This window comes from Rubritalea sp. (assembly GCF_051252225.1).
Taxonomy (GTDB): Bacteria; Verrucomicrobiota; Verrucomicrobiia; order Verrucomicrobiales; family Akkermansiaceae; genus Rubritalea.
The window spans coordinates 36069-48973 of the sequence record NZ_JBPOGE010000004.1; the positions used below are offsets into that span (position 1 = coordinate 36069).

Annotated in this window: 10 protein-coding genes; 5 read left to right on the forward strand and 5 right to left on the reverse strand. The window is 47.3% G+C overall.

Annotated elements, in window-relative coordinates; all coding sequences use genetic code 11:
* Positions 1–129: 129 nt before the first annotated feature.
* The 3 genes from ACSHX2_RS05565 (at position 130) to ACSHX2_RS05575 (ending at position 2522) form a co-directional block, all read left to right on the forward strand.
* Positions 130–447, forward strand: coding sequence for a transposase (locus tag ACSHX2_RS05565; protein ID WP_435691403.1), 318 nt, complete (start codon positions 130–132; stop codon positions 445–447).
* Positions 448–672: 225 nt separating this feature from the next.
* Complete coding sequence (locus tag ACSHX2_RS05570; RefSeq protein ID WP_435691405.1) at positions 673–1341, forward strand: hypothetical protein; 669 nt, start codon at positions 673–675, stop codon at positions 1339–1341.
* Complete coding sequence (locus tag ACSHX2_RS05575) at positions 1341–2522, forward strand: hypothetical protein (protein ID WP_435691407.1); 1182 nt, start codon at positions 1341–1343, stop codon at positions 2520–2522. Before ACSHX2_RS05570 ends, ACSHX2_RS05575 begins: the two co-directional genes overlap by 1 nt.
* 1 nt (position 2523) lies before the next feature.
* Here ACSHX2_RS05575 and ACSHX2_RS05580 read toward each other — a convergent pair whose 3' ends face one another.
* The 3 genes from ACSHX2_RS05580 to ACSHX2_RS05590 form a co-directional block, all read right to left on the reverse strand.
* A complete protein-coding gene (locus tag ACSHX2_RS05580; RefSeq protein ID WP_435691408.1) occupies positions 2524–4767 on the reverse strand; it encodes a serine/threonine-protein kinase in 2244 nt (747 codons plus the stop codon).
* On the reverse strand, positions 4760–5461 hold the full coding sequence (locus ACSHX2_RS05585; RefSeq protein ID WP_435691410.1) for an RNA polymerase sigma factor: 702 nt from the start codon (positions 5459–5461) through the stop codon (positions 4760–4762). Before ACSHX2_RS05585 ends, ACSHX2_RS05580 begins: the two co-directional genes overlap by 8 nt.
* 136 nt (positions 5462–5597) lie before the next feature.
* Positions 5598–6356: an RNA polymerase sigma factor gene (locus ACSHX2_RS05590; protein ID WP_435691412.1), complete on the reverse strand. Its 759-nt coding sequence runs from the start codon at positions 6354–6356 to the stop codon at positions 5598–5600.
* 345 nt (positions 6357–6701) lie between these two features.
* On the opposite strand from ACSHX2_RS05590, the gene ACSHX2_RS05595 reads away from it, so the two are divergent.
* A complete protein-coding gene (locus ACSHX2_RS05595) occupies positions 6702–7940 on the forward strand; it encodes a hypothetical protein (protein WP_435691414.1) in 1239 nt (412 codons plus the stop codon).
* Positions 7855–10146, forward strand: coding sequence for a S8 family peptidase (locus ACSHX2_RS05600; protein ID WP_435691416.1), 2292 nt, complete (start codon positions 7855–7857; stop codon positions 10144–10146). Before ACSHX2_RS05595 ends, ACSHX2_RS05600 begins: the two co-directional genes overlap by 86 nt.
* Positions 10147–10495: 349 nt before the next feature.
* Here ACSHX2_RS05600 and ACSHX2_RS05605 read toward each other — a convergent pair whose 3' ends face one another.
* Together ACSHX2_RS05605 and ACSHX2_RS05610 are read right to left on the reverse strand one after the other, a co-directional pair.
* Positions 10496–11530 carry a hypothetical protein gene (locus tag ACSHX2_RS05605; RefSeq protein ID WP_435691418.1) on the reverse strand — a complete coding sequence of 345 codons (1035 nt, stop codon included), beginning with the start codon at positions 11528–11530 and terminating at the stop codon, positions 10496–10498.
* Positions 11527–12780, reverse strand: coding sequence for a hypothetical protein (locus ACSHX2_RS05610; protein ID WP_435691420.1), 1254 nt, complete (start codon positions 12778–12780; stop codon positions 11527–11529). Before ACSHX2_RS05610 ends, ACSHX2_RS05605 begins: the two co-directional genes overlap by 4 nt.
* Between the last annotated feature and the right edge of the window lie 125 nt (positions 12781–12905).

Sequence of the window (12905 nt, forward strand, 5' to 3'; positions counted from 1 at the left end):
AGAAGGACACCTCCCATTGGCGTCAACTTAAGCATATAAGGTGACAGAAGTTGTCCCGTGAAACGGAGCCAATAGCGTATTGAAAGATCTGACTGTTCGTCGGTGGCTTAATCACCGAAAAACAGACAAATGAAACGTAAAAAAAGACACCTTAGTGCTGAATTTAAGGCACGTATCGCCAGTGAAGCCCTTAAAGGTATTCGCTCAGTTAACGACATAGCCCAAGCCAATGATGTAGCTCCGTCCCAGGTCAGTCAGTGGAAAAAGGAGTTAGAATCTCGAATGGTTAAGCTTTTTGAGAGTTCTAACACCACCAAGAAAGAGTTAAAAAAACTCGAAGTCAAAGAGGCTCAGATGGAGCGTAAGGTGGGGCAACTCGTGCTAGAGAAGGACTTCCTTCTAAAAAAGTGCGAACAGCTGGGAATCGATGTGAGCGAAAAGCTATGATTTATACTCAGCATGCACTTTCAATTAGGCAGCAATCCACTTTGCTAGAGGTGAATCGCAACCGTCTAAAGCCCGAAAGAGCTAAGATTAGTGAGGAGGACCACAAGATCATGCTTCATCTTGAAGTGGACTCCTTTACCTTCAAACCAAAAGTCTTACATATTTTACTAGCATCTCTCCCGCCTAGTGTAAACAATCAAACCGTATCTAACAAAGATTCCAATAATGATTTATCCATCTTTATATTGTAGATTCTCTCTCGGCTTCCTAATTTTTCTGGGGATTTCATTAAACCTCAGTGCAAATAATAAAGGTCAAATCAAAGGCATCGTACCTCTTCCAAAATTTGAAGCAACGACAGCTCCAGCTAAAAAGTACTTTGGTAAAATCTCAGGGAAAGTAGACCCAGCTCCTGCGCCCATCGCCGGAGTTTGGCTAGAAAGCTCCTCCTTATCCGCTCCAAAAACCCCCAAGCCCATCGTCCTGAGCCAGATCAACTACCAATTCTCCAACTCATTGATCATCGTTCCAACTGGAACTTACGTCACATTTCCAAACAACGATCCCGACTATCATAACATTTACTCTCTTTCAAAATCTAAGCGTTTCGACTTAGGTCGCTACAAGAAAGATGAAAGCCCAGCTCCAATCATTCATTTTGATAAACCCGGTTTCATTGCTTTAAACTGTGAGATTCACGACCATATGAAAGCAAATATTATCGTAGTCAATTCACCTTATTACACAGTTACAAATTCCAGCGGCGCTTTTTCTCTCAAGAATATCCCTCAAGGCAATTACACTCTCCACGCTCAAGTAGATCGTAACCTTTCATGGAAAATCTCTATTAAGGTTGGTATTAATCAAATTACTCAAATTAGATTTCCTAATTAATGAAAATTCTTTCCCGAGTATCTCTTTTTGTTCTGCTTAACAATCTAGCTGTAGCTCAAGACTGGAATTTCAGTGGCAGCATAGAAAACACTCTGTGGCTCGCCGACGGCACCCCACCGGCATTTCTAGAACTTAAAAAAGGTTACCTCGTTGATCCACGACTTTCCCTTAGCGTGGATTACCAGCCAGATCCCCGTTTCTCATTTCACGCAACTCTTCGAGCAGACAGAGGATTTGACCCAGGGACTCATCCTGATGGTCAAGCGCGCCTTGATGAGTTCATTGCTCTTTATAGGCCACACGGAAACAACCTTTTAAATATTCAAATCGGAAAATCCCCCACCGTGGTCGGTAACTGGGTGCCGACTCACGACTACTATGAAAACCCTTTTATTCTAGCGCCCTTACCCTACTCAGCGATCAATGGAGTGAATGTAAACAACCCAGCTGCCAACTCTCCTGAAGCGATCGAAATTAATAACAATCTCAGAGGATCAAGCATCCATAATAACAAAGAAAACTGGTCATCTATCATCTGGGGGCCAGCCTACTCTAATGGAGTCTCGGTTTTTGGAAATACAGAAACACTTGACTACGCCTTTGAAATGAAAAACTCCTCCCTCGGCGCTCAACCATCCGAATGGGACTTCGGAGACGGAGACTTTAAAACTCCCACCGTCTCGACACGCATCGGCTATCGACCTGACGCCTCATTGGCGTTCGGACTCTCCGCAAGCTACGGACACTACCTTAATACCGATGCTTCCGACATTCTCGACGCTGGTCTCGAACGTAGTGACTTCACCCAAACCCTTGTTGGACTCGATATTCGCTGGTCACATCGAGACTGGCTTCTATCTGGAGAAGCTTTTCACACGACCTATAATACGCTGCATGAAGACTTCCATACCCTCAGCTACTACCTTCAGACCCGCTATAAAGTAGCCCCCGGTATTTGGTTGGCCGGACGCTTTGGTCAAACTCTCTCGAACGAAGTCTCCATCCCTTCAGGAGGAGAAGTCCCTTGGTCACCGGACTTGATTCGTGGGGAGTTAGCTCTCGGCTGGCGTATCACCCCTGACGTTCTTTTTAAAACACAATACGCCTACACATTAGTCACCACAGACTTCAGCGAACCCTCTCAAAACCTCATGGCCGTTTCCATAGGATGGCGCTTCTAAGCTAGAGGCCCAGTTTATTTAACTCCTTACGAAGGACGGCTAAATCCCACTCACAAATAGTGTAGTTCTTAGTCAGCACGATAACTCGCTCCTCATCATCGAGCACAAAAACCTGCTGCACCAGCTCACCCTGAGGCTGCGTCAAAGCCCAGTCTCCAATTCTCACTCGTCCGTTTGTGTCAGACACCTCACTTTGCGGAAGAATCTTATCCATTGACCAATCTCGGGCCTGGTTAAAATCTCCATCTGGCCAAACTTTCCGTGAAATTCGACCGTCTTCCTCACGCATCTCCACAATCCAATCTCCATTCTCTAAAACCTCCTCGACCATCATTCCTGGCACTCGTTCAATTTCTTCCACAGCCAAAAACTTACCCTCTTCATCTAGATTCAAAACCTCAAGCGCCCCAGGTACTTGCAAAAGTAATTTCCTGTCATTCAACCACCAAGCATGAGTAGGAGCGTCAATCCGTTGGTTTTCTGCCTTATGAAAATCCAGAGAACATTTTTTTGCTACATCCCAAATCTGCACCCCAGAAACACTGATCGTAGCGAGCAACGCCTGATTCTTCGACAGCTTTCCCACGTAAGTATTGGCCTCGATCGGCGGGGAAACTTGACCCCTCCACATCGTAAAACCGATCGGTTTAAGAAGCTCTACTTTCTGTGAAAACCCTTCTAGTAGAATGTTACCTCGTACACTTGCCAACATCGCATTTCCGTCTTCGAACAAAACCTTCAATCGTTCTCCTTCCTCATCAAAAATTAACTTCTCAGGCCAATCCTTCACCACTATCCGGCTAAATTCGTTCCTATGGAAAACATCATAAACCACAACCTCCATTCTTAGCCCTCTCACCATTGCTAGAAACCTTCCATCACCTGACCAAGCTGGCTCACACCGCAGAACACCACCTTGTAATACCCACCCCTCATTTCCCAATCCTCTTCCGCTAACACGCACACCCTCTTCGAGTATTTCTAAATGAAAGGGCGCCTCCCTTTGTTCCTTAGCTTCACCCTCGGACACGTCAAGTTTTTGACCAATATCCCAGTTGGCTAGCACTGCCGTTGCTTCTTCTCTAATCCTTTTGGAATCACTGATACCTTTCGCCTGCTCTAGCAAACTCAAAGCATGCGCACGAAATCCAGGCTCCTTTAATAATCGCTTTGCCTTTGCTCGTTCTAGCAAGGACATCTGTAACACCTCACCACGACGCTGATAATTATCAACCAACAGAACCGTTGATGCGACCACAGCTAACGTAAGCATTGCGGCAAGTGTAGCTGGCAAAGGATGCCGCTTTGACCATCTTAGAATCTTCTCCGGCACACTAGCTGGTCTTGCAAAAACTTCGCGTCCATCTCTCCAACGTTCCAAATCCTCTACGAAACGTGCCACACTCTCGTAACGTTCAAGTGGACACTTTGCTAATGCCTTTTCGCATATCACCCCGAGATCTCGGGCTATCTCAGGTCTGACTTTTCGCACTGGCGTCACCTCTTTTTCAACCACACTACGTAGCTGCGCTGCCAGATTCTCTGCGCTGTCATGGGGTCGTCTGCCAGTTAAGCACTCATAAAGCACTGCACCCAGTCCATAGAGATCGGCAGTGACACTCCCTGCATTCGTTTCCCCAGAAGCCACTTCTGGAGCCAAATAGTTCGGCGTGCCCACCAAAGCTTCCGTCCGGGTCAATGCCCCATCCTCAGCGAACTCCAGCTTCGCCACACCGAAGTCACCTACATAAACTGATCCATCGTCATCAAACAACAAATTCGCTGGCTTAAGATCCCGGTGTAGAACTCCTCGCTGATGCGCGAAATGCACAGCTCCACCCACCTGAATCATCCAATCCACAACCTCACGGATATCAGGTAACCCTTCCTGTAAACGTTCCTGTAAAGTGCCTTCTCTCGCTAGCTTCATCGACAGAAATGTCATCCCATCCCACTCTCCGACTTGATAGACTGGTAGCACCCCAGGATGTTCTAGAGCAGCCATCGCACGCCCCTCTCTCTGGAAGCGGATCCTAAATTCCTCCACACCCGCGAATCGAGGCAGCATCACTTTCAGCGCGACTTCTCTATCAGGTTGCAGTTGCCTCGCTAGATAAACTACAGCCATCCCCCCACGATCTAACTCGTGCAAAATTTCATAACCGGGCGGTGCTAATTCACGATCTGAGATCACGTCATCGAAGGCGCCGAGCATTACCTGCCGCCGAGCTTCTTCATCACACATCTCCACTAATTGATTTTTGCATCAGCGTTTCCCGTAAGAATATTAATTCCTCGTCCACCTCATGCGGCGCACTCACCGTCTTAGCAACCTCGCTTCTCAGATTTTCACGAAACTTCCCTCGCATCCGTGACACCTCAGTCTTCGCTCCACCGGCACTACAGCCCAATGCCTTACTTAAATCCTCATAACTCATCACCTCACCAGACCCAACTAAGAACTCACGCAACACGAACCAGCCCTTCTCACCTCGTTTTTTCTTCATCTCTGCCCCTGTCGTCTCCACAGCAGAATCAAACAAAGCTTCCGCCCAAGTCCAATCAAACCGTGACACCTCAGCTTCAAGCGCAGCTGAATCCTCTCTTAATTCCACCCGCTCTAATTCGCCACCTCGCTTGCTCGCTCTATTTTTCCGAGCATCATCCGCGAGAAAGTTTCTTAACGCATTGAGTAAAAAACTTCTAAACTTACCACTCTCAGGTGTCGCTCTTCTGAAAAACCCTCCATTCATGAGCACTAAGAAAAAATCTTGAGTCATATCCTCCACCCGATCCACTGGCACGCCTCTTGTCCGAATTACTGTTGCGATTGGTTTCCAATAAGATTCACAGAGCTTCGACAAAGCCTCGCGCTCAGCATCACCACCACTCAATGTGGCTTCCCCTAAAACTGTCCAGTTAGTTGTTGGAAACGTCATTTATCACATTCTTGTTTACGGTTTTAATCATTAAACTCAACCAAAATACTACAAGTTTAAAAACCTATCAAATCAACGAATAGAAGCTATGATCAACTAGACTATATCCGAATGACTGCTGAGTTTATGTATTTAGCTATTTCGGCGGAAAACCCTGATTTATCATCATCACATCTCGTAAAAATGCCAGTTCTTCCTCTATTTCATGAGGAGCACTCACTGTCTTTCCGACCTGAAATCTCAAGTGCTCTCTGAACCTTTTTCGCATGCGAGACACCTCCGTTTTGGCAGCACCTTCTTTTAATCCCAAGGCCATTCCTAAGTCCTCGTAACTTAACGCATTCTCCTTAACGGTCAAAAAAAACTGCAACACTCGCCATTGCTCATCGCTTCGCTTCCTTTTCACCTCTTTAGCTACCTCCTCGACCGCAATATTAAAGACGGATTCTGCCCAAGCTCGGTCAAACACAAGATCGTTATCCCAGTGGGGAACAGAATCCTCAGTTAGTTCTAAGTTCTCGACCCCTCCACCTCTTTTTGCCGCACTTGTATGGCGGGCATCATCTACGAGAAAATCGTTCAACGCCTTGAGTAGAAAATTACGAAAGCTTCCCTTTTCCCGAGCGGCTCGTCGCATAAAATCCCTCTCTATTAATTTAAGAAAGAAGTCCTGAGTGAGATCTTCTATGCGATCCGGCGAGCCTCCCTTCATCTGAATCATAGCAGCAATGGGATGCCAATATTGCTTACAAAACTTTTCAAGCGCCTCCTTCTCAGAAGTGCCACCATCCACTGTAGCCTCTGCTAGAACAGTCCAATTTGTTGTTGGAAATCCCATCATCTGTTCACTTGCAGCAAGAATCTTTGCCTCAGCTCGATGTTCAATAATCCACACAGATAAGCCACTAAGCCAAAAGGCTCGGTCATTGTTGTTTCAATAAAAAATCTCATAAATACTTCTTCACAATAGTGAATCCGTATTTTTCTCCGCCTCGTTACAAGAAATTAGCAGAAATCTAAATTTTCTGACTGATTTGAGGGATTTTTATCTTTTCTAGGGGAAACCGTAACCTCACGCGCAAAATTACGGAAATAATCATGGTGGGCGATCCCTCACCATCACCCTCAAATCTTAGGAAAACTAGCAAGCGTCTATCTCCAACAAAATAGAAGCGAAGACGCTCTCGCTGCCTTCCAGCTTGCCGAAGATCAGGGTAGCCCACTCAGCAGAAAGATGGGCATGCACTTCATCCAGGCCCTCGCATACATCCCAGATGTCACCGATGAAGATCTCAAAGCCGCAGGACAAGAATGGGAGGCGAAATATGCCAAGCCTACTCCTAAGCCTCCCCTTCAGCCCATCAATGGACGCATCCGTATTGGCTACTACTCACCCGACTTCCGGAACCACTCCATCTCCTATTTCCTGCGTCCCATTCTCCGTGAATATGACCGCTCACAATTCGAGGTATTCCTCTACAGCGACTCCAGAATGCCTAACCACGTCACTGAAGAACTCCGCTCCTACGCTGACCATTGGAGAGACCTCCTTGAGGAAAGTGATGACAAAGCTATCACCCGCATCAAGGAAGATGATCTCCACCTCCTAGTCGATCTCACAGGCTACTTTGGCGAAGCTCGCCCGTGGATCTTCGCCACCAGACCAGCACCCGTGCAAGCACATCTCGTCGGTTATAACGGAACAACAGGACTCAGCTCCCTAGACTACCGCATCAGCGATGCCATCTGTGATCCTCCCGAGCATGATCACCTAAGCTCAGAAAAAGTCTTCCGCCTCGAACCTGGCTTTCACTGTTTCCACCAAGAACCTAGCCTTACGCTAAAAGAAGGATCAGCCCCTTGCGAAACAGAAAAAGGCATCACCTTCGGCTGCTTCAATAACGCGCCCAAGCTGAATGATGAAGCGCTAGACACCTGGGCTGTCATCCTCAAATCCGTTCCAGAAAGTCGACTACTCCTCAAGATCACCAGCACCGAAGACTTGGGCGGGCAGGAACTCATGATGTCTCGCTTCACCTGCAGAGGTATTGACCCCAGTCGCATCGAACTCATCGCCAGAACAGGACACAAAGAAAACCACCTCAGGAGCCACCACCTCGTCGATATCATTCTAGATCCATTTCCTATCAGCGGCACCACGACTACCCTAGAAGCACTCTGGATGGGAGTTCCCGTCCTCACACTTCACGGGCACCGCCACAGTGCACGCGTCTCTAGCTCTCTCTTGTCACAAATAGGGCTCACAGAAGGTATCACCCATTCGACTGAGGAATACATCCAGCGAGCCATCGAGTGGACAAATAATCGCGCCCAAATAGCCTGTAACGCACCCTCAGAAATTACGGATCCATTATTGAACCCATATTTTTATAATGAAACGCACAACACTTTTCACCATCTTTCTTACGCTCCTTTCCACTCAGTGTCACCTCTACGCTCAAGACGATTTCGAAGATAGGATCAAATTTAGCGGCAACTCTCCGGACGGCCTTCAGCAAGCCTTCGTCAATCAGGATAAAACTTGGTATCAGGACGCTAAGCAGGCCTATCACGGCAATGACCTCATTGGCGCTGACGGCGCCTTATCTAAGCTGGACTGGTCACTCGTTTATACCCTCTATCAATGGACGAACCATACGACCATCAATCCTGGTGTTTCTTATGAGCACGAAGATGAGCTTTACCCCTACGTGGAGGGGAAACATCTCATCGAAATCGCTTGCAGCGCTGATGAGACATGGATGCAGCTAGAGCCCGCTCTGATCGGCCTAGGTGCGACGGGTATTTCCCACGCTGGCTTGCAAATGAATGCTTGGCTGCCGATCGCGAATACGGATGAGGCTGCTCAGTTAGATGGCGTGGAATTCATCCGCCCAGCCTATCGAACCACACGCAGTGGTCTGACAACTTCTCAAGGAGATCTAGCACTATCAGCGGATCTGGGAAGAGCCATTTCCCCAGGGTTTTCTGGAAAGGGCATCACCATCGGCACCTTGTCAGACAGCTTTGCCACAGCGACTGCAACAGCCACCACTGCAGAGCAGGATGAAACCAATGACGATCTCCCCACAGGGATAGAGGTTCTCCAAGATGCTAACCAAGCAGAAAGCGATGAGGGACGCGCGATGATGCAAATCATCCACGATCTAGCACCTGGCTCTGAGCAGCAATTCTTTACCGCGTTCAATGGTCAGGCGAATTTTGCCAATGGAATTCGCGCACTGGCAGATGCGGGCTGCGACATTATCGTCGATGATGTCTTTTATTTCTCAGAACCTTTCTTTCAAAACGGACTGGTCGCACAAGCCGTGAATGATGTGACCGAGCAAGGAGTCGCCTACTTCAGTGCGGCGGGAAACTCTGGACGCCAATCCTACGAGTCCCCCTTTCAACCCTCGACAGAAATCTTAGGGCTGAGCGGTGGGCCTCTGCATGACTTTGACTCTAGCGAGGGAACTGACACATTCATGGAGCTGACGATTCCCGAAGGCTCATCGGTAACCTTCGCGATGCAGTGGGATCAGCCCTTTGCGAGTGTTTCGGGTGCACCCGGTTGTCAGTCGGATATAGATATACTTCTGACGGGCAGTGGCAATGGCCAGTTTAGGGTGCTAGGTAGTTCCTTTGCCAGTAATGTGGGTGGTGACCCCGTCGAAATCTTTACTTTTGCCAACGATGGCACCATCGACATCGATGGTGTGCCGGGAGCAGACACGACCTTTAACCTCGTGTTAGAAGGAGTTGCAGGTCCATTGCCAGGGATCTTGAAAATTATATTTTTTGATAGAGGCTCCTTTGCCATCAATGAGTTCGATACCCAGAGCGGCACCCTCGTCGGCCATGCCAATGCAGAAAAGGCCATTGCAGTGGCAGCAGCTGCGTTTTTCCAAACGCCAGCCTTCGGAGCAAACCCTCCCCAGTTAGAATCTTTCTCCTCCCCAGGCGGAAATTTTCTTTTGTTCACAGATGACGGAGTCCGACTCGAACAAGCACTCGATACCAAGCAACCCAGAATCACCGCTACGGACGGTGGCAACACGACCTTTTTCGGACAGCAGCTTAATGACGGAGATACCTTTCCCAACTTCTTCGGCACCTCAGCCGCTGCACCTCACGCAGCAGCCGTTGCAGCACTTCTCCTCGAGAAAGCGGGTGGGCCAGGGTCATTATCACCTTCTGATATCGACGCCACTCTTCGTGAAACTGCCATCGATATGAATGCACCCGGAATCGACGAAGATTCAGGAGCAGGCCTCATCGATGCACTAGCAGCACTTAATTTCATCATTTCTCCAGTTGATCTAACATCAGATAATGATGGAGATGGAGTCGCTCTATTGCTCGAACTCGCGATTGGCACTGACCCAGATGTGGCTGATTTTAAAAATCCCGCCCGACCCGCCATTTCGCAAAACGCTGATGGGAAGATCGCCTTCACCTTCGGGCGCGGTAGTGAGCCACTTGCGGGAACTGTGCTTATCGTCGAACGTTCTACCACATTGTTAGAAGACAGCTTCGAGGAAGTTTATCGTTTCGAGTTCGACGACGAAAGCAGCACACTCGGCTCGGGGATTGTGGAGGAATTATTAGAAAACCAATTCCTCATCACCGACGAACTACAAGCAGAAGGCCGCGCATTTTACCGGCTCAGCGCAAGCTTTTGAGTGCGCGCCAGCATCGCCGCTTTTCATTGAACGCCAAACGACTCTCGACACCTCTCAAACCTCCGCTGATTGAAAGCTGTGATTCTCCGGAAGGACGGCCCCGACCGCACTCAAAAACCTTCGGCTAAAAATCATCATACACCCTCAACTGGTCTGTCTTGAAGGAACTAATCACCTTCTGAAAAGCTGGATTTGCATGCTTCTGAAACCACCCTGCCGAGCACCAATCATAATCCTCCGCCTTATTCACCAGCCCATGTTTCACAGCGTTATTGGATCATAAAACGTCTGCCTCTTAGTGCTACACTAGCATTTTACCGAAAATAATATTAACCTAACCGTCTGGCTATTAAAATAATACCAGCTTTCTGTCCACTTCATGGAAGTCAGCCAGTACTCCAAGAGCAGCCTGACAAGAATTGGGCAAAGTGACAGGATTAGAAATCTCGGCCTCGTATCCTGCTCTATCGAGAAGACATGCATCTTCAAACAAGGTCTTCCCAACAACCCCTTTGCAAAAGAATTCCGCTAAAATATTCGCATTAACTGCTTCCACTTGCTCATTGAAAGCTGATCGGATTGATTCGGAGGTCTGCTCACTCCCTGTTGCCCCTTTCGCCAGAGCAGCAGCCATGTCCCTAACTTTTTCCGCATGTTTAATTCCAGCTCCACCAAAACTAAAACCATTTAAGAGGAGGACTAGCCGGTCGTCCTGTGTCGCTGATATATATCTTGAGAGGACGAAATCGATCGCAAGTAGCAACTTGGATACGGACAAGTAGATCATCCGCAATACGACAGAAGAACATTCTCCTGAGATAGGTATATACTTAACAAACTCTCCAACCTCGGACAACCAGCTATTCACTGAATCAAAGGTAAGGGGAGCGAGTAATCGACCTTTGCTCAACTCATAACGACCACTCCAATCACTTCCAGTTTTCCCACCCGAGTATTCATTTATCTCAAACAACAATTGTTCCTCGTTTAACCGACTAGTGTCCTCCCCTTTATCGCTACACTCTAATCGCTTTAGAAATTTCCCATCTAAAATAAGTACTTCGTTTTGGAGTCCAAAATTTTTAACAGCTTCCCGATTGTCGGTTGTGCACACAATAGTTGAATCGAATCCTAAAGTCTCATTAAGCCCTTTTGCCCAGAAAACCCTCTCAATTGCTTGAGGGGTTCTTTTATTCTTAATATCGACATTAACCCTCTCTCGGACTATCGCAGATGTTTTTGAATATAGGAAAAGATCTACGTCTGTAATTTCGAACCCTTCGAAATTAAATTTACAGCCTCGTGCTACAAAGTAACCCAGACCTCTAAAGTAGTTACGAAAAACCTCTTCAGCTCTTTCACCTTTTGCTAATTTTTGATTCATTGTCCAAATCCTCCCGTTCTAATTGTATCCAATAGCTCTTTCGCACTTTGCTTCATTGCGGGCTTCGATTTTTTCCTGCGAACTGCACGCGATACCTCTGGCCCAGCGAAGTCTGTAATATCAGCACCTGGAAGAGTGCTGATTGCTTCTGCTGTTATATCTCCATGTTGAATAACAGAAAGAGCGAGCCTACCCACCTCGGGTTTCAACAAACTCATACTATACATGCCATTACGAACATGACGCACAGAAACAACACCTCTATACTCAAGGGCCTGGTAGTCCTGTCCAATCGCGCTGGCTGGACCAACTTCACCACCATCAATCAATTTATTTACGAGGGCAGAAACCGCACCAATTCGCCCTCGATAGTATGAACTCTTCGTCATTCCATACGTGAGTGAACTGACGAATGCTTTCGCCAAATCTAATGCATCGTCGGCTATGGTGCTACTGAATTTGCTAAATGCCGACGGTCGGGTGACAAAGTAACTTTTTCCACTACTATTACCAACCATACTAATTTCCAACACACCAATAGAATGGAGCTTGCCCAGCAAATTTTTACCTAAAATTTGTTCAGCAACCTCCAATGCAATACAGCCAGAAGAGTTGAGTTTTTCATTACACTCAATCAGCCTCCCTTGTTCCTCAGAATTCAATGAACTTACAACTGATGCAAGCTTATGGGCTTCTCCCTTTTTGAACAGGTTGCCATTAAAAATAAGCTTTCCTTCATTTGAAATTTGTTCCGAATCGAAAAACCCAATATCCTCAGCTACTTCAAATAACCCCGAACAGTCTTGGCTAGTCAGCTTGTAGTAATCTGAAATCGCTTCACAACACTCACTCTCGATAAGAGGCAGGTCAGATGCGCTCTCGGAAACATCAATCACCGCCTGTTCGTGGGCAGTCTTCTCAGATTCTTCAAAAATCGCGGCTGTCTTTTCCAAAACAAGATGACCTGATAACCCGAGAGTTTCGATTCCTCCGTTTCCTTTGGATACAAGCCTCTGTCGTTCGAGCTCATCGATAATAGTGGGTAGCTCTGACCTAGGACTAATACTGTTCGCCTTAGCTAGCGCATTAAGCCGTGTATAACTTAACTGCAACTGTTGTTCACCTGAGATGGCGGACAGCAATGTCCCACATTTTCCAGAAAAAGATATGCAATCAAAATCCTGACAGTTAGTGTCCTGTAGTTTGCGCGCATGGTGGACTAACCACGCCCCTTTAGTTTTTGGGTCCAAGGTAGCTATAGGCATTATAAAGTGTTCTGTGCTCGGTAGGCTGTCTATCCTGTCCAACTTTGTCAACAAAGAATGAGATCCAAATCTTCCCCATTGGCCAGCAGAAGTATAGATATGGATTGGTG

Excerpts from the sequence above, each read along its gene's own strand:
- ACSHX2_RS05565 (WP_435691403.1), top strand. The coding sequence starts at position 130 with ATGAAACGTAAAAAAAGACACCTTAGTGCTGAATTTAAGGCACGTATC.
- ACSHX2_RS05570 (WP_435691405.1), top strand. The coding sequence starts at position 673 with ATGATTTATCCATCTTTATATTGTAGATTCTCTCTCGGCTTCCTAATT.
- ACSHX2_RS05575 (WP_435691407.1), top strand. The coding sequence starts at position 1,341 with ATGAAAATTCTTTCCCGAGTATCTCTTTTTGTTCTGCTTAACAATCTA.
- ACSHX2_RS05580 (WP_435691408.1), bottom strand. The coding sequence starts at position 4,767 with ATGTGTGATGAAGAAGCTCGGCGGCAGGTAATGCTCGGCGCCTTCGAT.
- ACSHX2_RS05585 (WP_435691410.1), bottom strand. The coding sequence starts at position 5,461 with ATGACGTTTCCAACAACTAACTGGACAGTTTTAGGGGAAGCCACATTG.
- ACSHX2_RS05595 (WP_435691414.1), top strand. The coding sequence starts at position 6,702 with ATGCACTTCATCCAGGCCCTCGCATACATCCCAGATGTCACCGATGAA.
- ACSHX2_RS05600 (WP_435691416.1), top strand. The coding sequence starts at position 7,855 with ATGAAACGCACAACACTTTTCACCATCTTTCTTACGCTCCTTTCCACT.
- ACSHX2_RS05605 (WP_435691418.1), bottom strand. The coding sequence starts at position 11,530 with ATGAATCAAAAATTAGCAAAAGGTGAAAGAGCTGAAGAGGTTTTTCGT.